The organism is Streptococcus mitis (assembly GCF_002096755.1).
Classification (GTDB): domain Bacteria; phylum Bacillota; class Bacilli; order Lactobacillales; family Streptococcaceae; genus Streptococcus; species Streptococcus mitis_AC.
The window spans coordinates 131,792-158,293 of record NZ_NCVF01000022.1; the positions used below are offsets into that span (position 1 = coordinate 131,792).

The window sequence follows — 26,502 nt, forward strand, 5'->3', positions numbered from 1 at the left end:
GAGAAAGGAATATCATGGCAAATCATTTCCGTACGGACCGTGTGGGCATGGAAATCAAGCGTGAAGTCAATGAGATTTTGCAAAAGAAAGTCCGTGATCCGCGTGTCCAAGGTGTGACCATTACAGATGTTCAGATGCTAGGTGACTTGTCCGTTGCCAAGGTTTACTACACCATTTTGAGTAACCTTGCTTCAGATAATCAAAAAGCCCAAATCGGGCTTGAAAAAGCAACTGGTACCATCAAACGTGAGCTTGGTCGCAATTTGAAATTGTACAAAATCCCAGATTTGACCTTCGTCAAAGACGAGTCCATCGAGTATGGAAACAAGATTGACGAAATGCTACGCAATCTGGATAAGAACTAAAGAAGAGGGGCAACCCTCTTTTTTGGTGTTTGAACTCTTCTAGCTATTAATAGCTGTATTTACAAAAAACAGTTTAAAAAATTTGTAAATACCTCATAGTATGATATGATAAAGTTTAATACGAATGACGAATGGAGATAGAGATGGGCAAACAAGAGTTAGCGATGAAAGTGCTGCAACAAGTGGTGAAATTACCCATGGTCAAAGTTGATCGAGAAAAATTTTTAGTTGACAAGTTTTCTAAAGAGTTAAATCGAAAGGATATTGCTACATTATTGGAAAAAGGTCCGACCTCTTTGTTAACAAAGGGAAGCTTGGATCGAGTTGCTAAGACCTGTATTAAGGACAATGTTCTACGAGCAAGCGGGACTTCGATTTTGGCAGGTTTACCTGGCGGTATTGCCATGGCAATCACTATTCCAACAGATGTAGTTCAGTTTTATGCTTTTTCATTAAAGTTGGCCCAAGAACTAGGCTATATTTATGGATTTGATGATCTTTGGGAATCCCGTGATGAATTGAGCGAGGATGCTCAAAATACACTCTTGCTTTATCTCGGTGTCATGCTAGGGGTAAATGGAGCAGGGGCTTTACTTCGCTCTGGAGGTGTGACAGTTGCCAAGCATGTGATGAAGACGATTCCGCAGAAAGCTTTGACAAAGACACTTTGGTATCCTATTCTGGAGAAAGTTTTGAAAATTTTTGGAGTCAGCTTGACAAAGGGAGGCTTGGCTAAGGGAATGGGAAAAGTGATTCCTATTTTAGGGGGTGTCCTTTCTGGTGGCTTAACCTTTGCGACCATGAAGCCGATGGGGAAAAGACTGCAAAAGGAATTATCCAAATTAGTTAATTATAATGAAGGGCAGTATCAAATAGATATTGATACTATCCGAAAAGAAGCTGAAATCATCGAAGGTGAGTAATATGGGACTTATAAAAACTCTAGCTAAAATTTATGGGAATTACTTTTTGACCATGCAAGGTGTAAAAGTAATGAAAACGATAAAGAAAGATGACCATGCCGTTGTCGGTCTGGGGAAACTATTTATTGCAGACAAGTTAATGGATACGGCTCGGTGGCTCATCAAGCCAGAGGAGAGAGAATGAAATTTTTCTTGGGTCTTCTTGCCATTATTTTTATTAAACCGATTATTGGGATTTTGAAATTCTTTTGGATGATTATCTCTTTTGCAGTTCAATTGCTGTTTTACAAGATAGTGTTTAAGATATTGGATTGGCTCTTTAAACTTATTTAGATGGTAATCAAAATCGCAGAGAACTAGCAGGAACTCTACTGCTAGTTTTTTAATCTCTTTCATTGTGGTATAATAAAAGCAGTAAAATCATTTTAGAACATACAATGGAGGTCGTCATGGACAATATCATCGATGTGTCAATTCCTGTTGCAGAAGTGGTGGATAAGCATCCAGAAGTCTTGGAAATTCTAGTTGAGCTTGGTTTTAAACCTCTTGCCAATCCCTTGATGCGCAATACAGTTGGTCGTAAAGTTTCACTCAAACAGGGTTCTAAGCTTGAAGGAACTCCTATGGACAAGATTGTCCGCACGCTGGAAGCAAATGGCTACGAAGTGATTGGACTAGACTAATGGCAGATGAACGGATTCATGTCCTGCGGGATATTTTGTTAGAATTGCATAATGGTGCCTCTCCTGAGTCGGTCCAGGAGCGTTTTGATGCGACCTTTGCGGGTGTCTCAGCCATAGAGATTTCCCTCATGGAGCACGAGCTGATGAACTCAGACTCAGGTGTCACCTTTGAAGATGTCATGGAACTCTGTGATGTCCATGCTAATCTTTTTAAAAATGCTATTAAAGGTGTCGAAGTAGAGGATACCGAGCACCCAGGCCACCCAGTTCGCGTCTTCAAGGATGAAAATCTGGCTCTCCGCGCTGCCTTGATTCGCATTCGTAGATTGTTAGATACTTATGAGTCTATGGAAGACGAGGAAATGCTTGCGGAGATGCGCAAGGGCTTGGTCCGTCAAATGGGCCTTGTTGGTCAATTTGACATCCATTATCAGCGCAAGGAAGAACTCTTCTTTCCTATCATGGAGCGCTATGGTCACGATTCACCTCCTAAGGTCATGTGGGGAGTGGATGATCAGATCAGAGAACTCTTTCAGACAGCTCTAGCGACGGCTAAGGCACTACCAGAAATGCCGATTAGTAGTGTAAAGGAAGTTTTTGAAGCTTTTGCGACAGAGTTTGAAAGTATGATTTTCAAGGAAGAGTCCATCCTTCTCATGATTCTCCTTGAGTCCTTTACTCAGGATGACTGGCTTCAGATTGCGGAGGAGAGTGATTCCTATGGCTATGCTATCATCCGTCCGTCTGAGAAATGGGTGCCAGAAAGACAGAGCTTTGTTGAGGAAAAGAGTGCAGAGGAGTCTGTACAACTAGATACGACAGAAGGCCAAGTTCAACAAGTTATCGATACACCAGAAGGGCAGTTTACCATTACCTTTACCCCTAAGGAAAAGGAAGCAGTGCTGGACCGCCATAGTCAACAGGCTTTTGGGAATGGCTATCTTTCAGTCGAGCAGGCCAATCTCATCCTCAATCACCTCCCTATGGAGATTACCTTTGTCAATAAAGACGATATTTTCCAGTATTACAATGACAATACGCCAGCTGATGAGATGATTTTCAAACGGACCCCGTCCCAAGTTGGGCGCAATGTCGAACTCTGCCATCCGCCTAAGTATTTGGACAAGGTCAAGACTATCATGAAGGGTCTTCGTGAGGGTACTAAAGACAAGTATGAAATGTGGTTCAAGTCTGAGTCGCGAGGTAAGTTTGTTCATATTACCTACGCTGCAGTGCACGATGAAGAGGGAGAATTCCAAGGTGTGCTGGAGTATGTTCAGGATATTCAGCCCTACCGTGAGATTGACACGGACTATTTCCGTGGATTAGAATAAGGAGAAAAAATGAGTTACGAACAAGAATTTATGAAGGAATTTGAAGCCTGGGTCAATACCCAAATCATGATCAACGACATGGCGCACAAGGAAAGTCAAAAAGTTTACGAAGAAGACCAAGACGAGCGTGCCAAAGATGCTATGATTCGCTACGAAAGCCGCTTGGATGCTTATCAGTTCTTGCTTGGTAAGTTTGAAAACTTCAAGGCAGGCAAGGGATTCCATGATTTGCCAGATGGCTTGTTTGGTGAGCGAAATTATTAAACGAGATAGATTCTTGATTTTTTACTAAAATCTTGATAGAATATTTATATTAAATCCTTGTCAGAGCAGGGGTTTTTTATTGAAAGGATTTTATCATGTCAAAGAAACTAAATCGTAAAAAACAATTACGAAATAGCCTCCGTCGTGCAGGTGCATTTTCAAGTACTGTGACTAAGGTTGTAGAAGAGACAAAAAAAGTCGTAAAACGTGCAGAACAGTCAGCAAGCCAAGCTGGTAAGGCTGTTTCTAAAAAAGTTGAACAAGCAGTAGAAGCTACTAAAGAGCAAGCTCAAAAAGTAGCCAATTCTGTAGAAGATTTTGCAGCAAACTTGGGTGGGCTTCCACTTGATCGTGCCAAAACTTTCTATGATGAAGGAATCAAGTCTGCTTCAGATTTCAAAAACTGGACTGAAAAAGAACTCCTTGCCTTGAAAGGAATCGGCCCAGCTACCATCAAGAAATTGAAGGAAAATGGTATCAAGTTCAAGTAATTTTTCTTGTGCCTTGCATTTCCGAAAAAATCTTGCTACAATAGAGCCATTAGAGGTGTTTTGAATCCCACATTTTACAGAAAGTGGCGGTGCTGAGAAGTCCACAAATGTGTCAAAACTAGTTGCTAATGGATGAAAAAATGAAATAAAAGTGTCTTTTTGTTTTAAAGACGAGAGTTGCGGGCAACTGCCCGAAATTGGGTGGTACCGCGGATAAATACATTCGTCCCTGTCATGTAGATGGCAGGGATTTTCTTTTGCGTGTTAGTAAAAGGAGGTTGTTATGAAGCAATCTTTTAACACAAGTAAACTCTACTATGGCTTTCCTATCTTCATTTTGGGGTATCAGGACCAGAATTTTGGACACAATATTACGACCTGTAGCTTCTCTTATAGCTTGGGAGATTGGCTAGTCATTGGTGTCGGAGCTGAGGAACATGCAGCTGAGCAAATCAAGTATTACCAGAAGTTTACTGTGAATATCCCTGATGAAAATCTCATGCTCGAGATGGAGCAGGCTGGTTTTATCAATCATCGAGAGAAATTGAAACACCTGGGGCTAGACTACGAGATTTCTGAACAGACTCAGTCTCCGATTTTAGAGGCCTGTCCAGTCGTATTGGACTGTCAGGTAGATCGGATTATCGAGGAGGATGGAATCTGTCATATCTTTGCCAAGATTATCGAGCGACTTGTTGACCCAGAACTTTTGGATGAAAAGGGGCATTTTAGAAATGAACTGTTTGCCCCAACATATTTCATGGGAGATGGATATCAGCGCGTCTATCGTTATCTGGACAAGCGTGTAGATATTAAGGGGAGCTTCATCAAAAAAGCGAGGAAGAAGGATGACAAGAGCTGAGTTACCAGAACGCTTGGAAACCGAACGGCTTGTCTTACGCGTCCGTACGGTGGCGGATGCCGAAGATATTCATGCCTACGCTAGTCTCCCAGAGGTCGCCTATCCAGCAGGCTTTCCACCTGTCAAGACCTTGGAAGATGAGATTTATTATCTGGAGCATATTCTTCCAGAACGTAATCAAAAGGAAAGTCTCCCAGCTGGCTATGGGATTGTCGTCAAAGGAACCGATAAAGTCATTGGTTCTGTTGACTTCAACCATCGCCATGCGGATGATGTGCTAGAGCTTGGCTATACCTTGCATCCAGACTATTGGGGTCGAGGCTATGTACCAGAAGCAGCGCGAGCCTTGATTGACTTAGCCTTTAAAGATTTGGGTCTTCACAAGATTGAACTAACTTGCTTTGACTATAATGTCCAAAGTCAACGAGTAGCAGAAAAACTTGGATTTACCCTCGAAGCTCGTATAAGAGATCGCAAAGATGCCCAAGGCAATCGCTGTGATGATTTGAGATATGGCTTGCTGAGGAGTGAGTGGGAGGTGATTTGATGCATCTTTTCATCATTGGTGCTCCAGCATCAGGAAAAATGACGATTGGTCAAGAGTTATCTCGACTGACAGATGCTACACTATTTTATAACCATCAAGCTATTGATTTTGCATTAGAAATCTATCAGGACTTTACAGAGGAAATGTGGGAATTTGTTCGTGGAATTACCTTTTCTTTCCTTGGAGCTAGCGCTAGAAATCAGCGATATGTGATTTTAACAGACGTGATTGATTTTTCAAATCAGTACCAGATGATGTATTTGAAGCAAATTCAGGATTTGTTGGATGACTATCATCAAGAGATTCTTTTTGTTGAATTGGAAACAAGCCTTGAAGAGCGCTTACGTCGAAATCGAACGGAGAATCGATTAAAGCACAAACCCTTAAAACGACATATTGAGGTATCTGAAAGAGAAATTTTAGAGACTGCTGAAACACTTCAATTAAATTCCCAACATCAACCGAATGAGTTGCACCACTACTTTAAAATAAATAATACGAATCTGTCTGCAGAAGAGGTTGCTAAGCAGATTCAAGATAAAATGAATACAATAGAGAAAGGACAAACACATGTCTAAAGAACTTTCACCTAAATACAATCCAGCCGAGGTTGAGGCTGGTCGTTACCAAAAATGGCTTGATGCTGATGTTTTCAAGCCTTCAGGCGATAAAAAGGCTAAGCCTTATTCGATCGTGATTCCACCACCAAACGTAACTGGTAAACTTCACCTTGGTCACGCTTGGGATACAACTCTTCAAGATATCATTATCCGTCAAAAACGCATGCAAGGTTTTGACACGCTTTGGCTTCCAGGTATGGACCACGCGGGGATTGCCACTCAAGCTAAGGTTGAGGAGCGCTTGCGTGGAGAAGGCATTACACGTTATGACCTAGGTCGTAAAAAATTCCTCGACAAGGTCTGGGAATGGAAAGACGAATATGCCACTACTATCAAGGAACAATGGGGCAAGATGGGACTCTCTGTAGACTATTCTCGTGAGCGTTTCACTCTTGACGAAGGTTTGTCAAAAGCCGTTCGCAAGGTCTTTGTGGACCTTTACAAGAAAGGCTGGATCTACCGTGGTGAGTTTATCATCAACTGGGACCCAGCTGCTCGCACAGCCCTTTCTGATATTGAAGTTATTCACAAGGATGTGGAAGGTGCCTTCTACCACATGAATTATATGCTAGAAGACGGCTCACGCGCCCTTGAAGTTGCCACTACTCGTCCTGAGACCATGTTTGGGGACGTTGCGGTTGCGGTCAATCCAGAAGACCCACGCTACAAGGACTTGATTGGTAAAAACGTTATCCTTCCAATCGCTAATAAATTGATTCCAATCGTTGGAGACGAGCACGCAGATCCTGAGTTTGGTACTGGTGTCGTGAAAATCACACCTGCCCATGATCCAAACGACTTCTTGGTTGGTCAACGCCATAACTTGCCACAAGTTAACGTCATGAACGATGACGGAACTATGAATGACTTGGCCTTTGAATTTGCAGGCATGGACCGTTTTGAAGCTCGTAAGGCAGTCGTTGCTAAGCTGGAAGAAATCGGTGCCCTCGTTAAAATCGAAAAACGTGTCCACAGTGTTGGTCACTCAGAGCGTACAGGTGTTGTGGTTGAACCACGCTTGTCTACTCAATGGTTCGTTAAGATGGACCAATTGGCCAAGAATGCTATTGCCAACCAAGACACAGAGGACAAGGTAGAATTCTACCCACCTCGTTTCAACGATACCTTCCTTCAATGGATGGAAAATGTCCACGACTGGGTTATCTCTCGTCAGCTCTGGTGGGGTCACCAAATACCTGCTTGGTACAATGCTGAGGGTGAAATATATGTTGGCGAAGAAGTTCCAGAAGGTGACGGTTGGACTCAGGACGAAGACGTCTTGGATACGTGGTTCAGTTCTGCTCTTTGGCCATTCTCAACCATGGGCTGGCCGGATGTCGACTCAGAAGACTTTAAACGTTATTATCCAACATCAACTTTGGTGACTGGTTATGATATTATTCCGTTCTGGGTGTCTCGGATGATTTTCCAAGGTTTGGAATTTACTGGCAAGTCGCCATTCAAAAATGCCTTGATTCATGGTCTCATTCGTGATGAGCAAGGACGCAAGATGTCGAAATCTCTCGGTAACGGGATTGATCCAATGGATGTTATTGATAAGTACGGAACAGATAGCCTTCGTTGGTTCCTTTCAAACGGTTCTGCACCAGGACAAGATGTGCGCTTCTCTTACGAGAAAATGGATGCTTCATGGAACTTCATTAACAAGATCTGGAACATCTCTCGCTACATCCTCATGAACAATGAAGGCTTGACCCTTGAGCAAGCAACTGCCAATGTGGAAAAAGTTGTCAACAAGGAAGCTGGAAATGTCACAGACTGCTGGATTCTCCACAACCTCAATGAAACGATCGGCAAAGTCACTGAAAACTTTGACAAGTTTGAATTTGGTGTTGCTGGACACATCCTCTACAACTTCATCTGGGACGAGTTTGCGGACTGGTACGTTGAGTTGACTAAGGAAGTCCTTTATAGCGATAACGAAGAAGAGAAAGTCATCACACGTTCTGTTCTCCTTTACACTCTGGACAAGATCCTTCGTCTCCTCCACCCAATCATGCCATTCGTGACAGAGGAAATCTTTGGACAAATTTCAGAAGGCTCTATCGTGACAGCAGAATACCCAACTGTCAACTCAGCCTTTGAAGACCTTGCGGCTCACACTGGTGTAGAAAGCCTCAAAGACTTGATCCGTGCCGTTCGTAATGCGCGTGCAGAAGTAAACGTAGCACCAAGCAAACCTATTACCATCCTTGTTAAGACAAGCGATAGTGACTTGGAAGACTTCTTTAACAGCAATGTCAACTACATCAAACGCTTTACAAATCCAGAACACTTGGAAATTGCATCAACCATCTCTGCACCTGAACTGGCTATGTCAAGTGTCATCACAGGAGCAGAAATCTACCTGCCACTGGCAGACCTTCTCAATGTCGAAGAAGAACTTGCTCGTCTCGACAAGGAACTCGCTAAATGGCAAAAAGAACTGGACATGGTAGGTAAGAAGCTCTCTAACGAACGCTTCGTAGCCAACGCCAAACCAGAAGTCGTCCAAAAAGAACGCGACAAACAAGCCGACTACCAAGCCAAATACGACGCGACCGTAGCACGTATTAATGAGATGAAGAAGCTCGTTAAATAAACATAGAAACACGGTGATGAGCCGTGTTTTTTGGTATAATAAAATCAATATCTATTGATGGAGAAAGTGATGTCTAAGCACCCGCATTATGATCGGGATTGAATTCATCTGGATTGATATTGAAAATCCACCTAGCGACACCATCGGATGGGTAGCAAAGAAATAAAAAGTTCGCTGTTTTTTTGTTTTGTGTTTTACAGTTTTTTCTTGACAAGTCTTTCTTTTTTATGGTATTCTTTTATGCAACAAGTGTTGCGCAACGAATGTTGCGTGAAAGGAGTCTTATGCCACCAAAGGTTAAATTTAGTAAAGAGGCTATCATTGGGACAGCTTTAAAATTGGTGAGAGAAGAGGGCATGGCTAGTTTGACAGCTCGAGCATTAGCGGAGCAACTGGGAGCCACACCGAGAGTCATTTTTGGGCAATTTGCCAATATGGCCGAGTTACAAGCAGAGGTTATTGGTGCTGCGGAAATGGTAGTGGTGGAGTATATTCGTAAGGCCTTAGAAGATGAGAAGCCTTTTCGATCCGTCGGAGTTGCTTATATCCTTTTCGCCTCAAAAGAACCCCAACTCTTTCAATTGCTTTTCCAAAATCCCGGCAAAGATCCGATTCGTCGCTTTCAAGATTTTCTTCCCATGAAGGATCATAGTTACCAATTGGTTCTGGATTCAATCGTCGCAGACTATCCTTTGAATGTAGAGGAGGCTGGTCGCTTGTACCAGCATCTATTTATCTACTCGCACGGGATGGCCTCAATGGTTGCTTCTGGCATTTATCAATTCAGCATGGAAGAAGTGATTGGATTACTGACAGAGGTTTGTCAATCCCTCATCAAAGAAATGGTAGGAAAGAAATGATTCAACTAGAAAATGTGCACAAAAGTTACGGCCAAACCAAGGTTTTAAAAGGGATTGATTTGCAGATTCAAGACCAGGATGATGTGGTTATCCTCGGTCCTTCTGGATCAGGCAAGTCAACTCTCTTAAACGTTCTGTCGGGTTTAGAAAAGGTAGACGAGGGACATATCCTCATTCAAGGACAGGATTTAGCTCAACTCACAGATATTCAATTGACAGCCTTTAGACGTGAGAAGATTGCCTTTATTTTTCAGCAGTATTATTTATTGCCTAATCTAACAGTTAGACAGAATGTAAAGATGGGGGCAGACCTGGCAAACAATCATGATTTTTTGCAGATTATCGAGGATTTGGGCCTTGGCGATAAGCTGGACAAGTATCCGAGTGAATTGTCAGGTGGGGAACAGCAGAGAGTCTCCATTGCTCGGGCCTTGGCCAAAAAGCCAGAGATTCTTTTCTTAGATGAGCCGACGGGAGCCCTGGATGAAGAAACGGGGCGCAAGATTCTCGACTATATCTGGGAGTTAAAGGAAAAGATGGGCTTTACCCTAATTATGGTGACGCACAACCAAAATATTGCGAATATGGCAAGAACCATCATTCGTGTCAATAGTGGCAAGATTACCGAAGTTGTGACCAATGATCGGCTTCAGACTGCTTATGAGATTGGATGGTAGGCCATGTTTTCAGTAAAAGATATTCGAAAATTAGTTGTCGTAAGTATCATTGGAGCTTGTGCGGTCTTTGTGGCCAATCTCTTCTTGAATTTTTACCTTGATATCGAGCAGTTGGAGATTTCTAAAACCAATCCCATGATTCAGACCTACTATGACGCTCAGGTTTCGCTTTCCTGGATGGTGGCTATGGTCAGTGGAGTCGTCTTGTCCTTGACGTCGGTCCTTCTCATGTGTTTTTATATCAAACAATTTGTCGATGATCACAAGGAACAATTAGGAATTTTAAAGGCTTTGGGCTATAGCAATGGTCAGTTGGCTAAACGATTTTGGGCATTTGGGCTCAGTTTTGGTGCCGGAGCGCTTCTTGGCTATTTCGCTTCTTTTCTTATGATGGGGCATTTTTATGACTTCCGGAATGAAAAGGGGATCCTGCCAGAAATCACCATTCATTTTCATTGGCAGCTCTTGCTTGCTTTTGTGGTCCTTCCAACGGCATTTTTTATGCTTATCGCGGTTGGTTATGCTAGAAGACAACTACAAACGCCGGCTCTTCGCTTATTGAAAAAGTCCCCAACACCAATCAAGGTCAAAAGGAGAAAGAGGGCTCCTAAGAAAGAGAAAGACTTCCTAAAAGAGCTGTCTTCGTCACTAATTTTTGGGAAAAAATCTATCCTGTTTTTTGTCGTCTTTGGCTCTATGTGTTTTGCGGCCATGGTTCAATTGTCCTTTGGTCTAAGGGACTACACAGATGACATCATTCAAACCATGATGATCATGATTGGCTTGATCCTTTCTTTCTCTATTCTCTTTTTGTCATTGGGGATTGTCGTCTCAGAAAGTCGCGAAACCCTGGCTCTTATGAAGGCTTTTGGCTATACAGATTGTGAATGCCAAGGTCATATCCTATCTCCCTATCGTTTCTGGGCCTATCTAGGATTTGTTCTTGGGACAGCTTATCAGTACGCTATCATGGAAATCTTGATTGGTGTGATCAAAGATACGGTTCCTGAAAAGATTGAGCATCACTTTGATGGGAATGTTTGCTTCTGGACTTTGATCGGTTTTGCTGTGGTTTATGAAAGCCTCTTTTATCTATCCAACAGAAAACTCCAAAAGCAAACCATCAAAGAAGTACTCTTAGCTGAATAAATAGAGAAGGTTGGATTCTCCAGCCTTCTTCTTATGAAACTCGTTAACAAGATAAGGATTTTTCACTATTCTAGGGAAAATGAAATAAAGGAAAGAAAACGAAGTTACTGGCAGAACCTGAAATAATCTTTTTACTTGATTTGACGCAACAACTAATCCTTTATCTCTGTAGGAATCCTCTTGCAGTTTGTGGTTGGTATTGGAGTTGCAGCCTTGAGTTATAAATAAATCAATATACCTGTGGTCATGTTACACAGGTCTTTCAATTAGCTGAAATATTTCACCTTTATTTTTTCTTAACCTTTGACTATTCCGCAAAATTATCGTAAAATAAAGAGTAAATGATAAAATGAGGTCAGAGTCTATCCGCTCTGGCGATAGTAGTATAAATGAGGAGAAACGCTTTGGAATTAGAAGTATTTACTGGGCAAGAAAAAAGTGAACTATCTATGATTGAGGTAGCGCGTGCTATCTTGGAACTTCGTGGTCGCGATCATGAGATGCATTTTAGCGATCTTGTAAACGAAATTCAAAACTACCTTGGAACATCAAACAGCGATATCCGTGAAGCTTTGCCTTTGTTCTACACAGAGTTGAACTTTGACGGTAGCTTCATCTCACTTGGAGACAACAAATGGGGTCTTCGTTCATGGTATGGTGTGGACGAAATCGACGAAGAGATTATCGCTCTTGAAGAAAATGATGACGATGAAGTAGCACCAAAAGCTAAGAAAAAACGTGTAAATGCCTTCATGGATGGCGATTCAGATGCTATTGACTACAATGCAGATGATCCAGAAGACGAAGATGCATACGAAGCAGATCCTGCTCTTTCATACGATGATGAAAATCCAGATGATGAGAAAAACGAAGTGGAAGCTTATGATGCAGAAATCAACGAAATTGCCCCAGATGACTTGGGTGAAGACGTTGATCTCAACGAAGAAGACGATGAGTTTTCAGATGATGATGTTGAAAACATCGAGGAATAAAAGTTAGCTATTGACAATTATCCTATTTTTAGGTATCATATTGTTCGGGCACCTCTTTTAGAGGTCGGGGCTCCCTAGTTCTTAGGGAGCTATTTTTGTTTTTTCAAGAAGTTATCTTCTTGTATTTTGGTTGTGAATCTGGTGCAGTCGTCCCAGATTATTCTTATTAGTAGGGTCTTGTTTCCTATGTCCCCTCGTAGTTAACAAGACCTTGAGCATTTTAGAAAGAGGAATATATGTCTACGAAATATATTTTTGTAACTGGTGGTGTGGTATCGTCTATTGGGAAAGGGATTGTCGCAGCAAGTCTGGGTCGTCTCTTAAAAAATCGTGGTCTCAAAGTAACCATTCAAAAGTTTGACCCTTATATCAATATCGATCCGGGAACCATGAGTCCTTACCAGCACGGGGAAGTTTTTGTGACAGATGACGGAGCTGAGACAGATTTGGACTTGGGTCACTATGAACGTTTCATCGATATCAATCTCAACAAATATTCCAACGTGACAACTGGTAAAATTTACAGTGAGGTTCTTCGTAAGGAACGCCGTGGAGAATACCTTGGGGCAACTGTTCAGGTTATTCCTCATATCACAGATGCTTTGAAAGAAAAAATCAAGCGTGCCGCTCTAACGACTGACTCTGACGTCATTATCACAGAGGTCGGTGGAACCGTTGGGGATATCGAGTCCTTGCCATTCCTAGAGGCCCTTCGTCAGATGAAGGCAGATGTGGGTGCGGATAATGTTATGTACATCCATACAACCCTGCTTCCATACCTCAAGGCCGCTGGTGAAATGAAAACCAAACCAACACAACACTCTGTCAAAGAATTGCGTGGATTGGGAATCCAGCCAAATATGTTGGTTATTCGTACAGAAGAGCCAGCTGGTCAAGGAATTAAAAATAAACTGGCCCAGTTCTGTGATGTGGCACCAGAAGCCGTTATCGAGTCTTTGGATGTCGAACACCTTTACCAAATTCCATTGAACTTGCAGGCTCAAGGTATGGATCAAATTGTCTGTGACCATTTGAAATTAGACGCACCAGTAGCGGATATGACAGAGTGGTCAGCTATGGTGGACAAGGTCATGAACCTCAAGAAACAAGTTAAAATTTCCCTTGTCGGTAAGTATGTGGAGTTGCAAGATGCCTACATTTCTGTGGTTGAAGCCTTGAAACACTCTGGTTATGCCAACGACGCAGAAGTTAAAATCAATTGGATCAATGCCAATGATGTGACAGCAGAGAATGTGGCGGAACTCTTGTCTGATGCGGACGGAATCATCGTACCAGGTGGTTTTGGTCAACGTGGTACGGAAGGGAAAATCCAAGCCATTCGCTATGCGCGTGAAAATGATGTTCCAATGTTGGGAGTCTGCTTGGGAATGCAGTTGACTTGTATCGAGTTTGCTCGTAACGTTTTAGGGCTTGAGGGCGCCAATTCCGCAGAACTTGCACCAGAAACAAAATACCCTATCATTGATATCATGCGTGATCAGATTGATGTTGAGGATATGGGTGGAACCCTTCGTTTGGGGCTTTATCCATCTAAGTTGAAACGTGGCTCTAAGGCAGCAGCTGCTTACCACAATCAAGAAGTGGTGCAACGCCGCCACCGTCACCGTTATGAGTTTAACAACGCCTTCCGTGAGCAGTTTGAGGCAGCAGGCTTTGTCTTCTCAGGAGTTTCTCCAGACAATCGTTTGGTCGAAATCGTGGAAATTCCTGAAAATAAATTCTTTGTAGCGTGTCAGTATCACCCTGAACTGTCAAGTCGTCCAAACCGTCCAGAAGAACTCTACACTGCCTTTGTCACTGCAGCAGTTGAGAACAGTAATTAGCAAGACCAAAACCTTTGAGAACAATCTCAGAGGTTTTTTGCTTGCATATTTAGGATATGAGTTGCAAAATAAAAACATAGTGATATAATTAACATAAAAAATCCTAAGGAGGATCTACGATGAAAAAAATCACATTATTTGGTTTGTCTCTAGCTGGTCTAGCTTTGCTAGTTTCACCTCATTCAGGGCAGGCATTTGAGCTTAAAGAAGAATGGGTTGTTAAGTGTGGAGTGCAGTATCAAGATGGCAAGATTCTTCGGTTTAACAATGGTCATGAAGTGGATATCAAAGTCTTGGATTTGCCAAAAACCGAGAAAATCGAGTGGACGGTTAGTCTCGATGGTCAAGATCAGACTGTCAATTTCCTAGGTCAAGAAAAGGACAAATCTATGATCGGGGAAGAAGGGCGTTACCTGAATTTCTATGTTCCATATGGCTATAGAGGAGATATCAAGGTAGAAGCTAAGAGCGGAAACGAAGTGAAGACCTGGTCAACGAAAGTTGTGGATGATATTCATAATGATAGTGGAAAGAGAGGCTACTACCATATTAAGGAATCAAGTGATCAATACACCTACCTCGATGCTAAATGGGATTATCAAACCAAGACTTACACTGCTACTTTACCAGAGACTGTTAATGGTCAAAAAGTCTTTGCTTGGGCAGACTATGGCAATGGCGAGTTGAAACTTGAAAAACTAAAATCTATCAGTCATAAATATGATGGAGGATCTTTCAAAGAACTTTATCCGATTGTAAAAGCAGAAAGCTGGCTAAAATCAAACCAAAACTGGTACTATCAAAAACAAGGTCAATTAGTGCAGAAGGATTGGGTTTATGACAAGGGAACTTGGTACTTTATGAATGATAAAGGAGTCATGTTCAATCAAACTTGGCTTTATCAAGGTGGCAACTGGTATGCCTTTAAATCATCAGGAGCCATGATTGCGAGTGACTGGCTTTACGACCAAGGCAAGTGGTACTATTTATCAACTTCAGGAGCCATGAAAGCAAGCACTTGGGTTTATGACAAGGGAGAATGGTATTATGTAAGTTCTTCTGGTGCCATGCTAGCGAATGATTGGGTCAAAGATAATGGCAAGTGGTATTATCTAGCTTCATCAGGTAAGATGCTTCGCAATACTTACACCCCTGATGGTTACTACGTTGGCAACTCAGGTGCCTGGCAATAAGAATAATACTCTTCGAAAATTTCTTCAAACCACGTCAGCTTCATCCACAACCTCAAAACAGTGTTTTGAGCTGACTTCGTCAGTTCTATCTACAACCTCAAAGCAGTGCTTTGAGCAGCCTGCGACTAGCTTCCTAGTTTGCTCTTTGGTTTTCATTGAGTATAAGAAGTCCTTTTCCTTAAAGGAAGAGGCTTTTTACTTGCTTTTCTGCTGCTTCCTCATTTGTCCTAAAGCCTTTTTTGTGTTAAAATGAATGGTATGAAAGCTAAAAAAATGTGGATGGCAGGCTTGGCTCTGATAGGTATTGGAAGCCTTGCCCTTGCTACGAAAAAAGTTGCAGATGACCATAAGCTCAGGAAGACTCAGGAAGAGTTGACAGCGATTGTACGAGACCATTTTTCAGACATGGGGGAAATTGCGACCCTCTATGTTCAAGTCTATGAAAGCAGTTTAGAGAGCTTGGTTGGTGGCGTCATTTTTGAGGATGGCCGTCATTATACCTTTATCTATGAAAATGAAGACTTAGTCTATGAGGAGGAAGTTCTATGATACAACCAGCAAGTTTAGAAGAATTAGCATCTTTAGTAGAAAAAGATGGCAAGAAGGTCTTTCTTTTTGTGGCAGACTGGTGTGGCGATTGTCGTTATATCTATCCTGCCTTACCAGAAATTGAGGAGACCAATCCAGAGTTCAACTTTATTCGAGTGGACCGAGACCAGTATATGGATTTGGCCAAACTCTGGGATGTTTACGGGCTCCCTAGCCTTGTTGTTCTAGAAAAGGACAAGGAAATTGGCCGTTTTGTTAACCGCGACCGTAAAAGCAAGCAACAAATTAACGACTTTTTAGCAGGACTGAAATAGGAGAAAAAGGAAACAATGATTTTTACATATAATAAAGAACATGTCGGTGATGTCCTTATGGTCATCGTGAAAAACAGCGGAGATGCCAAACTAGATGTGGAACGCAAAGGCAAGGTAGCTCGTGTTTTCCTCAAAGATAATGGGGAAACAGTGGCTTGGAATATTTTTGAAGTTTCAAGTTTATTTGAAATTGCAGAGCGTGGTCAAGTCTTTTTGACAGATGAGCAAGTCGCTCGTTTGAACCAAGAGTTGCAGGCGGAAGTCTTTGTGGAAGAAATTGTCAATGACAAGGAACCTAAGTTTGTTGTTGGTGAGATTGTCGAGATGGTAGCCCATCCAGATAGTGACCACCTCAACATCTGCCAAGTTGCAGTCGCAAGTGACAAGACAGTGCAAATCGTTGCAGGGGCTCCTAATGCGCGTGTCGGGTTGAAAACCATTGTAGCTCTTCCAGGAGCAATGATGCCAAAAGGCAATCTCATTTTCCCAGGTGAACTTCGTGGTGAAAAGAGTTTTGGCATGATGTGCAGTCCTCGTGAATTGCATCTGCCAAATGCTCCGCAAAAACGTGGTGTTATTGAATTATCAGAAGACCAAATTGTTGGAACTCCATTTGATCCAGCTAAACACTGGACTGCTTAGGAACTTGTCAGTATCTGAATACACCAAATAGAAGGAAATAAGATGGCAAAAAATGTTGTGATTACAGGAGCGACATCAGGTATTGGTGAAGCGATTGCGCGTGCTTATCTGGAGAAGGGTGAGAATGTCGTTCTAACAGGCCGACGGATAGACCGATTAGAAACCCTCAAGTCGGAGTTTGCAGAAACTTTTCCAAATCAAACAGTTTGGACTTTTCCACTGGATGTGACGGATATGACCTTGGTAAAGACTGTATGCTCTGATATTCTAGAAACGATAGGTCAGATTGATATTCTGGTCAACAATGCTGGACTGGCTCTAGATTTAGCACCCTATCAGGACTATGAAGAGTTGGATATGCTGACCATGCTAGATACCAATGTCAAGGGTTTGATGGCAGTTACTCGCTGTTTCTTGCCAGCAATGGTAAAAGCCAATCAAGGACATATCATCAATATGGGCTCAACCGCAGGAATTTATGCTTATGCAGGTGCAGCAGTTTATTCAGCTACCAAGGCAGCGGTTAAGACCTTTTCAGATGGTCTGCGAATTGATACCATCGCAACAGATATCAAGGTGACAACCATTCAGCCTGGAATTGTCGAAACAGATTTTTCTACAGTGCGTTTTCACGGTGATAAAGAGCGGGCTGCGTCCGTTTACCAAGGAATAGAAGCCTTGCAAGCTCAGGATATTGCAGACACAGTAGTCTATGTGACCAGTCAACCTCATCGTGTGCAGATTACAGATATGACCATTATGGCCAATCAACAGGCGACAGGATTTATGGTTCATAAAAAGTAAAAAATTTCTTCGAAAAGTTACAAATTTCTGTAACTTTTTTTGATTTCCTACGAATAGATAAGTAGGAGGAAAAAATATGTATAATAAAGTTATCTTGATTGGACGTTTAACGTCTACACCAGAATTGCACAAAACCAGCAATGATAAGTCAGTAGCACGAGCAGCTATCGCTGTCAACCGTCGTTACAAAGACCAAAACGGTGAACGTGAAGCTGATTTTGTCAATATTGTCCTTTGGGGCAGACTAGCAGAAAGCTTGGCAAGCTATGCAACTAAAGGTAGTCTTATCTCTGTGGATGGAGAATTACGTACCCGTCGTTTTGAGAAAAATGGTCAGATGAACTACGTGACCGAAGTACTTGTTACTGGATTCCAACTCTTGGAAAGTCGTGCTCAACGTGCCATGCGTGAAAATAATGCAGGACAAGATTTGGCGGATTTGGTTTTGGAAGAGGAAGAATTGCCATTTTAAGCATTAAAAAGTCTGAGTTAGTCTCAGGCTTTTTATCTTGAGAAAGTCAGACTTTTTTCTTGACTATTTCTGACCAAGTGATACAATAGAACTATGAATTAGCACTCAGGTATAAAGAGTGCTAATAATATCTATCTCATCATGGAGGAAAGCAGATGTTGAAACCATTAGGAGACCGTGTGGTCTTGAAAATTGAAGAAAAAGAACAAACTGTTGGAGGCTTTGTCCTCGCAAAATCAGCCCAAGAAGAAACGAAAACAGCTACAGTAGTGGCTACTGGACAAGGTGTTCGTACCTTGAACGGTGACTTGGTTGCTCCAAGTGTTAAAGCTGGAGACCGTGTCTTAGTTGAAGCTCACGCAGGTCTTGATGTCAAAGATGGCGATGAAAAGTACATCATCGTAGGCGAAGCTAACATCTTGGCTATCATTGAAGAATAGAAGGAGAAAGTAAGTATGTCAAAAGAAATTAAATTTTCATCAGATGCCCGTTCAGCTATGGTCCGTGGTGTCGATATCCTTGCAGACACTGTTAAAGTAACCTTGGGACCAAAAGGTCGTAACGTTGTGTTGGAAAAATCATTTGGCTCACCCTTGATTACCAATGACGGTGTGACCATTGCCAAAGAAATCGAATTGGAAGACCATTTTGAAAATATGGGTGCCAAATTGGTATCAGAAGTAGCTTCAAAAACCAATGATATCGCTGGTGACGGAACAACAACTGCAACTGTATTGACCCAAGCAATTGTCCGTGAAGGAATCAAAAACGTCACAGCAGGTGCAAATCCAATCGGAATTCGTCGTGGGATTGAAACAGCAGTTGCTGCAGCAGTTGAAGCCTTGAAAAACAACGCCATTCCTGTTGCCAACAAAGAAGCTATCGCTCAGGTTGCAGCCGTATCTTCTCGTTCCGAAAAAGTAGGTGAATACATCTCTGAAGCCATGGAAAAAGTTGGCAAAGACGGAGTCATCACTATAGAAGAGTCACGTGGTATGGAAACAGAACTTGAAGTTGTAGAAGGTATGCAGTTTGACCGTGGTTACCTTTCACAGTACATGGTGACAGATAGCGAAAAAATGGTGGCTGACCTTGAAAATCCATATATTTTAATTACTGATAAGAAGATTTCAAATATCCAAGAAATCTTGCCACTTCTAGAAAGCATTCTCCAAAGCAATCGTCCACTATTGATTATTGCGGATGATGTAGATGGTGAGGCTCTTCCAACTCTTGTTTTGAACAAGATTCGTGGAACCTTCAACGTAGTAGCAGTTAAGGCACCTGGTTTTGGTGACCGTCGCAAAGCCATGCTTGAAGATATCGCCATTTTAACAGGCGGAACAGTTATCACAGAAGACCTAGGTCTTGAGTTGAAAGATGCTACAATTGAAGCACTTGGTCAAGCAGCGAGAGTAACTGTGGACAAAGATAGCACTGTTATTGTAGAAGGTGCTGGAAATCCTGAAGCGATTTCTTACCGTGTTGCAGTTATCAAGTCTCAAATCGAAACTACAACTTCTGAATTTGACCGTGAAAAATTGCAAGAACGCTTGGCGAAATTGTCAGGTGGTGTAGCAGTCATCAAGGTCGGAGCTGCAACTGAAACTGAGTTGAAAGAAATGAAACTCCGCATCGAAGATGCCCTCAATGCTACTCGTGCAGCTGTTGAAGAAGGTATCGTTGCAGGTGGTGGAACAGCCCTTGTAAATGTTATCCCAGCCGTGGCTAATTTGGAATTGACAGGAGACGAAGCAACAGGCCGCAATATTGTTCTCCGTGCTTTGGAAGAACCAGTCCGTCAAATTGCCCACAATGCAGGATTTGAAGGTTCAATCGTTATCGATCGTTTGAAAAATGCTGAGCTTGGTACAGGTTTCAATGCAGCAACTGGCGAGTGGGTCAACATGATTGATCAAGGGATTATCGACCCAGTTAAAGTGAGTCGTTCAGCCCTACAAAACGCAGCATCTGTAGCCAGCTTGATTTTGACAACAGAAGCAGTCGTAGCTAATAAACCAGAACCAGCAGCTCCAGCTCCAGCAATGGATCCAAGCATGATGGGCGGCATGATGTAAAAGCAACTTATAAAAAATACAAAAGGAGGGATGCGTATTCCCTCCTTTTATGGTTTTCTATTTTAAATAGATTTGAGCTCTCCTAACTTATATGATAAAATAAGACTAGAAAAAGGAGAAGAACATGATCGATGTAGAAGAAATTCTGAGCAAGATGAACCCTAATCAGAAGATTAATTATGACCGTGTCATGCAGAAGATGGTACAAGTATGGGAGAAAAATGAGCAACGGCCAACCATTCTCATGCATGTTTGCTGTGCCCCTTGCAGTACCTATACCCTCGAATATTTGACCAAGTATGCAGATGTGACCATCTATTTTGCCAATTCTAATATCCATCCTAAGGCAGAATACCATAAGCGGGCCTATGTCACCAAGAAATTTGTTAGTGATTTTAATGAGCGGACAGGAAATACGGTTCAGTACCTAGAAGCTCCCTACGAACCCAATGAATACCGAAAACTAGTTAGGGGACTAGAGGAGGAGCCAGAAGGTGGCGACCGTTGTAAGGTTTGCTTTGACTACCGCCTGGATAAAACAGCGCAAGTGGCTATGGATTTAGGTTTTGACTATTTTGGCTCAGCCTTGACCATCAGTCCTCATAAGAATTCTCAAACCATTAACAGCATCGGAATCGATGTGCAAAAAATTTATACCACCCACTATCTTCCCAGTGATTTCAAGAAAAATCAAGGCTACAAACGTTCAGTAGAGATGTGTGAAGAGTATGACATCTACCGTCAATGTTATTGTGGATGCGTCTATGCAGCCCAGGCTCAGAATATTGATTTGGTTCAGGTTAAGAAGGACGCCACGGCTTTCTTACTGGATAAGGACGTTGAAAAAGACTATTCCAATATCAAATTTACAGTTACAAAATTAGATATATAAATGAAAACTTGCCTCAAGGTAGGTTTTTTGCTAGTAGAAAAGCGATAGACAGAAATTGCTGGACCAATCTTTGAATTTCTAGTCCAAGGCTTGTGAGTCTTCAACAAGCCTTGGACTCTTAAAAAAATTAAGTTTTGCTCAAAAGAGCTTTTTAAATTAAAACGAGCAATTATCAGTTCAAATCTGTTTCAAAAGAAGAACGGATAAATTAATCGGTGCTTTGTTTTTGAGTTAGGAAGTTAAGCATGCTAAACTGAGTCGTAGGAATAAATTTCTTTATAGAAATGTGTTACAACTCTGCTATAACGGAATATTCCTTTTTTGCATTTATACAACTTATTTAACACTATCTTTATTCTTGTGATATAATGTCAAATTATAGAGTGGAGGTCATTTAAAATGATTGATAAAGTAATTGAACAATATAAAAGTCATGATAATCTTGATATTCGAGTAGAATTGCATAAGAAGTATTCAAAAAATAAATTGGGATTTAATAATTGGATATTTTCTAACTACCAAATCACTGATGAAGTAAAGGTTCTAGAATTGGGATGTGGTACAGGAGAACTATGGAAAAGTAATAGTGATTCTATAGATAAAATGAAGCAGTTGATTGTTACAGATTTTTCTAAAGATATGGTAAAATCAACGAAGTCAGTGATTGGAAATAGAGACAATGTCAACTATGAGATAATGGATATTCAAAAGATTTCTTTTGAGAATGAAACTTTTGATATTGTTATTGCTAATATGCTTCTACATCATGTGAATGATATTCCTAAAGCTCTCTCTGAGGTGAATAGGGTCTTAAAAACCGAAGGCATTTTTTACTGTGCTACATTTGGTGAAAATGGAGTTGTAAATTATTTGGCAAATTTATTTAAAGATGAGGTTAATCAAGATTTAGAAAATAAAACGTTTACTTTACAAAATGGTAAAAGGTACCTGAGTAGGTATTTTAACTCTGTCGATACATTACTCTATGATGATGAGTTACAGGTAACTAGTATAGATGACCTAGTTAAATACATCCAATCGTTTAAAGGAATTTCAGAAATAGGCTCACTAGAAGAGGAAATAATACGTAAAAGATTGGAAAGTGAGTTTAATAATGGTATGTTGATCATTCCTAAAGAATATGGTATGTTTATCGCTCGAAAAGAAAGTTAAGGGAACGAAATTGTGAAAAATTATGGAGAAGCTTTTCGATATTTTAGAAAATTAAACGGATATTCTTTAGAGTATGCTGCAGCTGATTCTATATCAAAATCTCAACTTTCTAGATTTGAAAGAGGAGAAAATGAAATTTCTCTTTCAACGTTCTTTAAATTATTATCAAATATCAATGTTTCGATAGAGAATTTTTGTAATTACTTAGAACATTATAAAAGATCGGAACTTGATGATTTTTTGGTTAACTTATCTCCAAATTTTTATAGTTTGAATACTAAAGGATTGGAGGAAATAAAAAATGAGCAACAAAAACTTTTTGAGAAGAGTGGGGAAAAAACTCATAAAATAAATACAATAATGGTCCAGGGATTATTAAATCAGATAGATTGTAATTATGTAGTTAGTAGAGATGATCTAAATTTAGTATATGACTATTTATTTCAGAAAGAACGATGGGAGTTCTATGAGATAACGCTGATTGGTAATTTATATCATCTTTTTGAAATAGATTATATTTACATGGTCGGAAAAGAAATACTAGAGCGTACACATTATTACGAAAAAATCGGTAAGAATAGAAATTTAGTTGTGTCAGCTTGTTTAAATTTTTGGTTCTGTTGCCTTGAAAATTCACATCTAATATATGCAGACTACTTTGAAATGAAATTAAAGAAATTATTAAAAGATGACACAAAAGTTTTTGAAAAATCTACATTCAAATTTGTAGAAGGATATAAAATATATCTGACTGAATCTAAAGAATCTGGAATTAAACAAATGGACAATGTCATAAAATATTTTGAGTTTATTGAATCTAAAAGTATTGCTTTATATTTTCAAAAACGATTAAATGAGTTGGTAGATTAAATAGCATTTTCTCTGTTGAGATATTGTTTTTAAAATATTGTACTAAATGATTGATGCTATGTGGAAATACAAAAAATAAATTATTTGATACGAAGTTGACCTGTATTTTTTATACTAATCATTTTCGTATTTTTTGTATGAAATGATATAAGTTTGTTGTAAACTTACAAGGAATAAAGACATTAAAAAATAACAGTATATCTATTTGTTTTATATATTTTACGAATTCTGCATAAATCACTTTCTAGTAATGTGTTGTAACTCTGCTATAATCGATTTATTCATTTTTGTGTTTACACAATTTATTTTACACTACCAAAAAATAAGGTCAGGATTTTGTTCCTGACCTTTGACAACTTTACCGATTCTTTAGTTCTACATAGCGCTTGTACCAAATGTTTACATAGGCTTCTGAGAAAGGACCACGTCCATTATTAATCCAATCAACAAGAATTTTGACATGTTCTTTTAAAATATAGTCCAAGTCATCAGAATAATTCATTTTGCGTTTGTGACGCTCATACTCCTCAACGTCCAAGAGACGTTTTTCCCCATCTGTAAAAATTTTAACATCCAAATCGTAATCAATATACTTCAGTGCTTCTTCATCCAGATAGTAGGGGCTAGCCATATTGCAATAGTAGGAAATTCCATTATCGCGAATCATGGCAATGATATTAAACCAATATTTCTTGTGAAAGTAAACAATAGCCGGTTCTCGAGTGACCCAACGACGACCATCACTTTCGGTAACCAGTGTATGATCGTTGACACCAATAATGGCGTTTTCTGTTGTTTTTAGTACCATGGTGTCCCGCCAAGTTCGGTGGAGACTCCCATCATGCTTATAACTTTGAATTGTAATAAAGTCGCCTTCTTTTGGAAGCTTCATAACTAACCAACTTTCTACAATTTATAAGTTTATCGTTTACTATTGTACCATAAAATTACCTAAAATCTGTGAATTTTACATGAAAATATTAAAGATATTCTCTGAGAGCGCTTGCTATATCCGAAAAATCGTAGCCTTTTCGTGCTAAAACTTGAGTTAAACGCTGTTTAAGTTCGTATCCTTCATATTTTCGGGCATACTTAGCATATTGCTTATCAAGTTCCTTGAAGATGAGTTCCTGAGTCGTTTCTTGGTCAACTTGACTATCCAACTGGTCAAAGGCACTTTTAGCATCAGAATAGGAAAAACCCTTGTTGGTCATATTCTGGATAATCTTATCTTGCAAGGCACGAGCTGGAAGTTTTCCTTCATATTTTTTCAATAGTTTATTAGCTACACGTTGAGCAACTTCAGAAAAATCAAATTTTTTCAAGTTCTCTTCTATAGTAGATTTTGGAACCCCTTTTTGTGTTAGTTTCTGAATCAATACATAAGGTCCCTTGTCTCCTGAAAGCTGATTGGCGTTGATGATAGCATAAGCGTACTGACCATCATTAATCCAATTATCTTCTTTAAGATTAGCAATGACTTGAGAAACTACGTTTTCATTAATATCGTATTTTTTCAGATATTCTCTGACTTCTTTTTCAGTGCGCGCTTTAAAGGATAGGTGGTAGAGAGCTAGATTCTTACCGTAAGAAAATTGAGCAAAGTCCTGAATCTCTTTCAATTCTTCTTCACTTATCACCTTATCTCTTGATAACATGAAGCGAACAATAGTATCTTCAGTAATGTAGCATTTGTCGCCATTATCAAGCTCCATCAGATAGAGTCTTTTTTTCTTTTCAAGTTTTGTGATTTTCATAGTTCTATTATAACTCAAAATGTGATAAGATAGGGGTATGAATCTGAAAGTGAAACAAAAAATACCATTAAAAATCAAGCGCATGGGAATTAATGGTGAGGGAATCGGCTTTTATCAAAAAACGTTAGTCTTTGTACCCGGTGCTCTCAAAGGAGAAGATATCTATTGTCAGATTACTTCTATTAAACGTAACTTTGTTGAAGCAAAATTACTAAAGGTCAACAAGAAGTCTAAATTTCGAGTTGTGCCAGCTTGTACTATTTACAATGAGTGCGGAGGCTGCCAAATCATGCATCTGCATTATGATAAGCAGCTAGAGTTCAAGACGGACTTACTTCATCAAGCGCTGAAAAAATTTGCCCCTGCAGGATATGAAAACTATGAAATCCGTCCAACTATTGGAATGCAGGAACCAAAGTACTACCGTGCTAAGTTACAATTTCAGACTCGAAAATTTAAAAATCAGGTCAAGGCGGGCTTATATGCACAAAACTCTCACTATTTAGTAGAGTTGAAAGACTGCCTGGTACAAGACAAGGAAACCCAAGTGATTGCTAATCGTCTAGCAGAATTACTTACTTATCACCAGATTCCAATCACAGATGAGAGAAAAGTTCTAGGTGTTAGAACTATAATGGTCCGACGAGCAAGAAAGACCGAACAGGTTCAGATTATTATTGTTACAAATCGTCAGCTTAATTTAACCCTGCTGGTAAAAGATTTAATTAAAGATTTTCCAGAGGTTGTGACAGTAGCTGTGAATACAAATACAGCTAAAACAAGTGAGATTTATGGTGAAAAGACAGAGATTATATGGGGACAAGAGAGTGTTCAAGAAGGTGTTCTCGATTATGAATTTTTACTATCTCCTCGAGCTTTCTATCAACTAAATCCTGAACAAACAGAAGTTCTTTATAACGAGGCGGTAAAAGCCTTGGATGTAAATAAAGAAGACCATTTGATTGACGCTTATTGTGGAGTTGGAACGATTGGATTTGCCTTCGCAAAGAAAGTTAAAACACTAAGAGGTATGGATATTATTCCAGAAGCCATTGAAGATGCTAAGCGAAATGCCAAAAGAATGGGATTTGATAATACATACTACGAAGCAGGGACAGCAGAAGAGATTATTCCTCGATGGTATAAGGAAGGCTACAGAGCAGATGCACTGATTGTGGATCCACCGCGTACAGGTCTGGATGATAAGTTATTAGATACAATTCTTACCTATGTACCAGAAAAAATGGTCTATATTTCTTGCAATGTTTCGACCTTGGCTCGTGATTTGGTACGCTTAGTAGAAGTCTATGACCTCCATTATATCCAGTCGGTCGATATGTTCCCACACACCGCTCGAACTGAAGCAGTTGTAAAATTAATTAAAAAAGTTTAAAAAGTAGTTGACAAAGTTTGAAAAGTCTGTATAATAGTAAGAGTTGAAAACAGCTCAGGTCCGTTGGTCAAGGGGTTAAGACACCGCCTTTTCACGGCGGTAACACGGGTTCGAATCCCGTACGGACTATGGTATGTTGCGGATGGAACACT

At 40.3% G+C, this 26,502-nt stretch carries 31 protein-coding genes and 1 tRNA gene; 30 read left to right on the plus strand and 2 right to left on the minus strand.

Going from position 1 to position 26,502, the window contains the following annotated elements:
- Positions 1 to 14 precede the first annotated feature (14 nt).
- The 28 genes from rbfA (at position 15) to B7700_RS05435 (ending at position 23,200) form a co-directional block, all read left to right on the plus strand.
- Positions 15 to 365 carry a 30S ribosome-binding factor RbfA gene (gene rbfA / locus B7700_RS05285; RefSeq protein ID WP_001273601.1) on the plus strand — a complete coding sequence of 117 codons (351 nt, stop codon included), beginning with the start codon at positions 15 to 17 and terminating at the stop codon, positions 363 to 365.
- 143 nt (positions 366 to 508) lie between these two features.
- Positions 509 to 1,288, plus strand: coding sequence for a hypothetical protein (locus B7700_RS05290; RefSeq protein WP_084887571.1), 780 nt, complete (start codon positions 509 to 511; stop codon positions 1,286 to 1,288).
- A 1-nt stretch (position 1,289) separates the two neighbouring features.
- Positions 1,290 to 1,472: a hypothetical protein gene (locus B7700_RS05295; protein WP_084887573.1), complete on the plus strand. Its 183-nt coding sequence runs from the start codon at positions 1,290 to 1,292 to the stop codon at positions 1,470 to 1,472.
- A complete protein-coding gene (locus B7700_RS11195; protein ID WP_192855662.1) occupies positions 1,469 to 1,621 on the plus strand; it encodes a hypothetical protein in 153 nt (50 codons plus the stop codon). The genes B7700_RS05295 and B7700_RS11195 overlap by 4 nt, the downstream gene beginning before the upstream one ends.
- Before the next feature lie 116 nt (positions 1,622 to 1,737).
- Complete coding sequence (locus tag B7700_RS05300; RefSeq protein ID WP_000368739.1) at positions 1,738 to 1,971, plus strand: DUF1858 domain-containing protein; 234 nt, start codon at positions 1,738 to 1,740, stop codon at positions 1,969 to 1,971.
- Positions 1,971 to 3,305 carry a DUF438 domain-containing protein gene (locus B7700_RS05305; protein WP_084887576.1) on the plus strand — a complete coding sequence of 445 codons (1,335 nt, stop codon included), beginning with the start codon at positions 1,971 to 1,973 and terminating at the stop codon, positions 3,303 to 3,305. Before B7700_RS05300 ends, B7700_RS05305 begins: the two co-directional genes overlap by 1 nt.
- Before the next feature lie 9 nt (positions 3,306 to 3,314).
- On the plus strand, positions 3,315 to 3,569 hold the full coding sequence (locus tag B7700_RS05310) for a DUF1912 family protein (RefSeq protein ID WP_000119706.1): 255 nt from the start codon (positions 3,315 to 3,317) through the stop codon (positions 3,567 to 3,569).
- A 95-nt stretch (positions 3,570 to 3,664) separates the two neighbouring features.
- Positions 3,665 to 4,060, plus strand: coding sequence for a helix-hairpin-helix domain-containing protein (locus B7700_RS05315; RefSeq protein WP_000038635.1), 396 nt, complete (start codon positions 3,665 to 3,667; stop codon positions 4,058 to 4,060).
- Between the two features lie 283 nt (positions 4,061 to 4,343).
- The gene (locus tag B7700_RS05320) at positions 4,344 to 4,922 is read left to right on the plus strand and encodes a flavin reductase family protein (protein WP_084887578.1); all 579 of its coding nucleotides are present in this window, start codon (positions 4,344 to 4,346) and stop codon (positions 4,920 to 4,922) included.
- Positions 4,909 to 5,469, plus strand: a complete 561-nt coding sequence (locus tag B7700_RS05325; RefSeq protein WP_084887580.1) for a GNAT family N-acetyltransferase — start codon at positions 4,909 to 4,911, stop codon at positions 5,467 to 5,469. Before B7700_RS05320 ends, B7700_RS05325 begins: the two co-directional genes overlap by 14 nt.
- A complete protein-coding gene (locus B7700_RS05330) occupies positions 5,469 to 6,047 on the plus strand; it encodes an AAA family ATPase (RefSeq protein WP_084887582.1) in 579 nt (192 codons plus the stop codon). Before B7700_RS05325 ends, B7700_RS05330 begins: the two co-directional genes overlap by 1 nt.
- Positions 6,040 to 8,691 carry a valine--tRNA ligase gene (locus B7700_RS05335; protein ID WP_084887584.1) on the plus strand — a complete coding sequence of 884 codons (2,652 nt, stop codon included), beginning with the start codon at positions 6,040 to 6,042 and terminating at the stop codon, positions 8,689 to 8,691. Before B7700_RS05330 ends, B7700_RS05335 begins: the two co-directional genes overlap by 8 nt.
- Positions 8,692 to 8,975: 284 nt before the next feature.
- Positions 8,976 to 9,551 (plus strand): TetR/AcrR family transcriptional regulator, encoded by a 576-nt coding sequence (locus tag B7700_RS05345; RefSeq protein ID WP_084887586.1) that lies wholly within the window; start codon positions 8,976 to 8,978, stop codon positions 9,549 to 9,551.
- Complete coding sequence (locus tag B7700_RS05350) at positions 9,548 to 10,228, plus strand: ABC transporter ATP-binding protein (protein ID WP_084887588.1); 681 nt, start codon at positions 9,548 to 9,550, stop codon at positions 10,226 to 10,228. Before B7700_RS05345 ends, B7700_RS05350 begins: the two co-directional genes overlap by 4 nt.
- Positions 10,229 to 10,231: 3 nt before the next feature.
- Positions 10,232 to 11,377: an FtsX-like permease family protein gene (locus B7700_RS05355; protein ID WP_084887591.1), complete on the plus strand. Its 1,146-nt coding sequence runs from the start codon at positions 10,232 to 10,234 to the stop codon at positions 11,375 to 11,377.
- Between the two features lie 404 nt (positions 11,378 to 11,781).
- Complete coding sequence (rpoE, locus tag B7700_RS05360; RefSeq protein ID WP_192855663.1) at positions 11,782 to 12,369, plus strand: DNA-directed RNA polymerase subunit delta; 588 nt, start codon at positions 11,782 to 11,784, stop codon at positions 12,367 to 12,369.
- Positions 12,370 to 12,605: 236 nt separating this feature from the next.
- Complete coding sequence (locus tag B7700_RS05365) at positions 12,606 to 14,213, plus strand: CTP synthase (RefSeq protein WP_070842203.1); 1,608 nt, start codon at positions 12,606 to 12,608, stop codon at positions 14,211 to 14,213.
- A gap of 119 nt (positions 14,214 to 14,332) precedes the next feature.
- Positions 14,333 to 15,406 carry an N-acetylmuramoyl-L-alanine amidase family protein gene (locus B7700_RS05370; RefSeq protein ID WP_192855664.1) on the plus strand — a complete coding sequence of 358 codons (1,074 nt, stop codon included), beginning with the start codon at positions 14,333 to 14,335 and terminating at the stop codon, positions 15,404 to 15,406.
- A 249-nt stretch (positions 15,407 to 15,655) separates the two neighbouring features.
- The gene (locus B7700_RS05385) at positions 15,656 to 15,955 is read left to right on the plus strand and encodes a DUF4651 domain-containing protein (protein ID WP_084887598.1); all 300 of its coding nucleotides are present in this window, start codon (positions 15,656 to 15,658) and stop codon (positions 15,953 to 15,955) included.
- Positions 15,952 to 16,269: a thioredoxin family protein gene (locus B7700_RS05390; RefSeq protein ID WP_084887600.1), complete on the plus strand. Its 318-nt coding sequence runs from the start codon at positions 15,952 to 15,954 to the stop codon at positions 16,267 to 16,269. The genes B7700_RS05385 and B7700_RS05390 overlap by 4 nt, the downstream gene beginning before the upstream one ends.
- Positions 16,270 to 16,284: 15 nt before the next feature.
- Positions 16,285 to 16,911: a YtpR family tRNA-binding protein gene (ytpR, locus tag B7700_RS05395; RefSeq protein ID WP_084887602.1), complete on the plus strand. Its 627-nt coding sequence runs from the start codon at positions 16,285 to 16,287 to the stop codon at positions 16,909 to 16,911.
- A gap of 42 nt (positions 16,912 to 16,953) precedes the next feature.
- The gene (locus B7700_RS05400) at positions 16,954 to 17,715 is read left to right on the plus strand and encodes an SDR family NAD(P)-dependent oxidoreductase (RefSeq protein WP_084887604.1); all 762 of its coding nucleotides are present in this window, start codon (positions 16,954 to 16,956) and stop codon (positions 17,713 to 17,715) included.
- 76 nt (positions 17,716 to 17,791) lie between these two features.
- Complete coding sequence (locus B7700_RS05405) at positions 17,792 to 18,187, plus strand: single-stranded DNA-binding protein (protein ID WP_084887606.1); 396 nt, start codon at positions 17,792 to 17,794, stop codon at positions 18,185 to 18,187.
- 155 nt (positions 18,188 to 18,342) lie between these two features.
- Entirely contained in the window at positions 18,343 to 18,627 is a 285-nt protein-coding gene (gene groES / locus B7700_RS05410; RefSeq protein ID WP_000917335.1) for a co-chaperone GroES, read from the plus strand.
- 15 nt (positions 18,628 to 18,642) lie between these two features.
- The gene (gene groL, locus B7700_RS05415) at positions 18,643 to 20,265 is read left to right on the plus strand and encodes a chaperonin GroEL (protein ID WP_084887608.1); all 1,623 of its coding nucleotides are present in this window, start codon (positions 18,643 to 18,645) and stop codon (positions 20,263 to 20,265) included.
- A gap of 124 nt (positions 20,266 to 20,389) precedes the next feature.
- Positions 20,390 to 21,157: an epoxyqueuosine reductase QueH gene (locus B7700_RS05420; protein WP_084887610.1), complete on the plus strand. Its 768-nt coding sequence runs from the start codon at positions 20,390 to 20,392 to the stop codon at positions 21,155 to 21,157.
- Between the two features lie 399 nt (positions 21,158 to 21,556).
- Positions 21,557 to 22,330 (plus strand): class I SAM-dependent methyltransferase, encoded by a 774-nt coding sequence (locus B7700_RS05430; protein WP_084887612.1) that lies wholly within the window; start codon positions 21,557 to 21,559, stop codon positions 22,328 to 22,330.
- A 12-nt stretch (positions 22,331 to 22,342) separates the two neighbouring features.
- A complete protein-coding gene (locus tag B7700_RS05435; RefSeq protein WP_084887614.1) occupies positions 22,343 to 23,200 on the plus strand; it encodes an Rgg/GadR/MutR family transcriptional regulator in 858 nt (285 codons plus the stop codon).
- A 358-nt stretch (positions 23,201 to 23,558) separates the two neighbouring features.
- Here the strand turns inward: B7700_RS05435 and ntdP are convergent, their stop codons facing one another.
- The gene (gene ntdP / locus B7700_RS05440; protein ID WP_000775316.1) at positions 23,559 to 24,092 is read right to left on the minus strand and encodes a nucleoside tri-diphosphate phosphatase; all 534 of its coding nucleotides are present in this window, start codon (positions 24,090 to 24,092) and stop codon (positions 23,559 to 23,561) included.
- 88 nt (positions 24,093 to 24,180) lie between these two features.
- Positions 24,181 to 24,957, minus strand: a complete 777-nt coding sequence (recX, locus tag B7700_RS05445; protein ID WP_084887616.1) for a recombination regulator RecX — start codon at positions 24,955 to 24,957, stop codon at positions 24,181 to 24,183.
- Positions 24,958 to 24,994: 37 nt separating this feature from the next.
- On the opposite strand from recX, the gene rlmD reads away from it, so the two are divergent.
- A complete protein-coding gene (gene rlmD, locus B7700_RS05450; RefSeq protein ID WP_084887619.1) occupies positions 24,995 to 26,350 on the plus strand; it encodes a 23S rRNA (uracil(1939)-C(5))-methyltransferase RlmD in 1,356 nt (451 codons plus the stop codon).
- 57 nt (positions 26,351 to 26,407) lie between these two features.
- Positions 26,408 to 26,479, plus strand: a tRNA-Glu gene (locus B7700_RS05455).
- Positions 26,480 to 26,502 lie beyond the last annotated feature (23 nt).

Bases quoted from the DNA above. Each gene is read 5' to 3' on its own strand.
- B7700_RS05305 (WP_084887576.1), top strand. From the start codon at position 1,971: ATGGCAGATGAACGGATTCATGTCCTGCGGGATATTTTGTTAGAATTG.
- B7700_RS05405 (WP_084887606.1), top strand. From the start codon at position 17,792: ATGTATAATAAAGTTATCTTGATTGGACGTTTAACGTCTACACCAGAA.
- B7700_RS11195 (WP_192855662.1), top strand. From the start codon at position 1,469: ATGAAATTTTTCTTGGGTCTTCTTGCCATTATTTTTATTAAACCGATT.
- B7700_RS05370 (WP_192855664.1), top strand. From the start codon at position 14,333: ATGAAAAAAATCACATTATTTGGTTTGTCTCTAGCTGGTCTAGCTTTG.
- B7700_RS05290 (WP_084887571.1), top strand. From the start codon at position 509: ATGGGCAAACAAGAGTTAGCGATGAAAGTGCTGCAACAAGTGGTGAAA.
- rlmD (WP_084887619.1), top strand. From the start codon at position 24,995: ATGAATCTGAAAGTGAAACAAAAAATACCATTAAAAATCAAGCGCATG.
- B7700_RS05335 (WP_084887584.1), top strand. From the start codon at position 6,040: ATGTCTAAAGAACTTTCACCTAAATACAATCCAGCCGAGGTTGAGGCT.
- B7700_RS05330 (WP_084887582.1), top strand. From the start codon at position 5,469: ATGCATCTTTTCATCATTGGTGCTCCAGCATCAGGAAAAATGACGATT.
- ntdP (WP_000775316.1), bottom strand. From the start codon at position 24,092: ATGAAGCTTCCAAAAGAAGGCGACTTTATTACAATTCAAAGTTATAAG.
- recX (WP_084887616.1), bottom strand. From the start codon at position 24,957: ATGAAAATCACAAAACTTGAAAAGAAAAAAAGACTCTATCTGATGGAG.
- groES (WP_000917335.1), top strand. From the start codon at position 18,343: ATGTTGAAACCATTAGGAGACCGTGTGGTCTTGAAAATTGAAGAAAAA.
- B7700_RS05325 (WP_084887580.1), top strand. From the start codon at position 4,909: ATGACAAGAGCTGAGTTACCAGAACGCTTGGAAACCGAACGGCTTGTC.
- B7700_RS05315 (WP_000038635.1), top strand. From the start codon at position 3,665: ATGTCAAAGAAACTAAATCGTAAAAAACAATTACGAAATAGCCTCCGT.
- B7700_RS05390 (WP_084887600.1), top strand. From the start codon at position 15,952: ATGATACAACCAGCAAGTTTAGAAGAATTAGCATCTTTAGTAGAAAAA.
- B7700_RS05355 (WP_084887591.1), top strand. From the start codon at position 10,232: ATGTTTTCAGTAAAAGATATTCGAAAATTAGTTGTCGTAAGTATCATT.
- groL (WP_084887608.1), top strand. From the start codon at position 18,643: ATGTCAAAAGAAATTAAATTTTCATCAGATGCCCGTTCAGCTATGGTC.
- B7700_RS05385 (WP_084887598.1), top strand. From the start codon at position 15,656: ATGAATGGTATGAAAGCTAAAAAAATGTGGATGGCAGGCTTGGCTCTG.
- B7700_RS05365 (WP_070842203.1), top strand. From the start codon at position 12,606: ATGTCTACGAAATATATTTTTGTAACTGGTGGTGTGGTATCGTCTATT.
- rbfA (WP_001273601.1), top strand. From the start codon at position 15: ATGGCAAATCATTTCCGTACGGACCGTGTGGGCATGGAAATCAAGCGT.
- B7700_RS05420 (WP_084887610.1), top strand. From the start codon at position 20,390: ATGATCGATGTAGAAGAAATTCTGAGCAAGATGAACCCTAATCAGAAG.
- B7700_RS05345 (WP_084887586.1), top strand. From the start codon at position 8,976: ATGCCACCAAAGGTTAAATTTAGTAAAGAGGCTATCATTGGGACAGCT.
- B7700_RS05300 (WP_000368739.1), top strand. From the start codon at position 1,738: ATGGACAATATCATCGATGTGTCAATTCCTGTTGCAGAAGTGGTGGAT.
- B7700_RS05350 (WP_084887588.1), top strand. From the start codon at position 9,548: ATGATTCAACTAGAAAATGTGCACAAAAGTTACGGCCAAACCAAGGTT.
- B7700_RS05295 (WP_084887573.1), top strand. From the start codon at position 1,290: ATGGGACTTATAAAAACTCTAGCTAAAATTTATGGGAATTACTTTTTG.
- B7700_RS05320 (WP_084887578.1), top strand. From the start codon at position 4,344: ATGAAGCAATCTTTTAACACAAGTAAACTCTACTATGGCTTTCCTATC.
- B7700_RS05310 (WP_000119706.1), top strand. From the start codon at position 3,315: ATGAGTTACGAACAAGAATTTATGAAGGAATTTGAAGCCTGGGTCAAT.
- B7700_RS05430 (WP_084887612.1), top strand. From the start codon at position 21,557: ATGATTGATAAAGTAATTGAACAATATAAAAGTCATGATAATCTTGAT.
- ytpR (WP_084887602.1), top strand. From the start codon at position 16,285: ATGATTTTTACATATAATAAAGAACATGTCGGTGATGTCCTTATGGTC.
- B7700_RS05400 (WP_084887604.1), top strand. From the start codon at position 16,954: ATGGCAAAAAATGTTGTGATTACAGGAGCGACATCAGGTATTGGTGAA.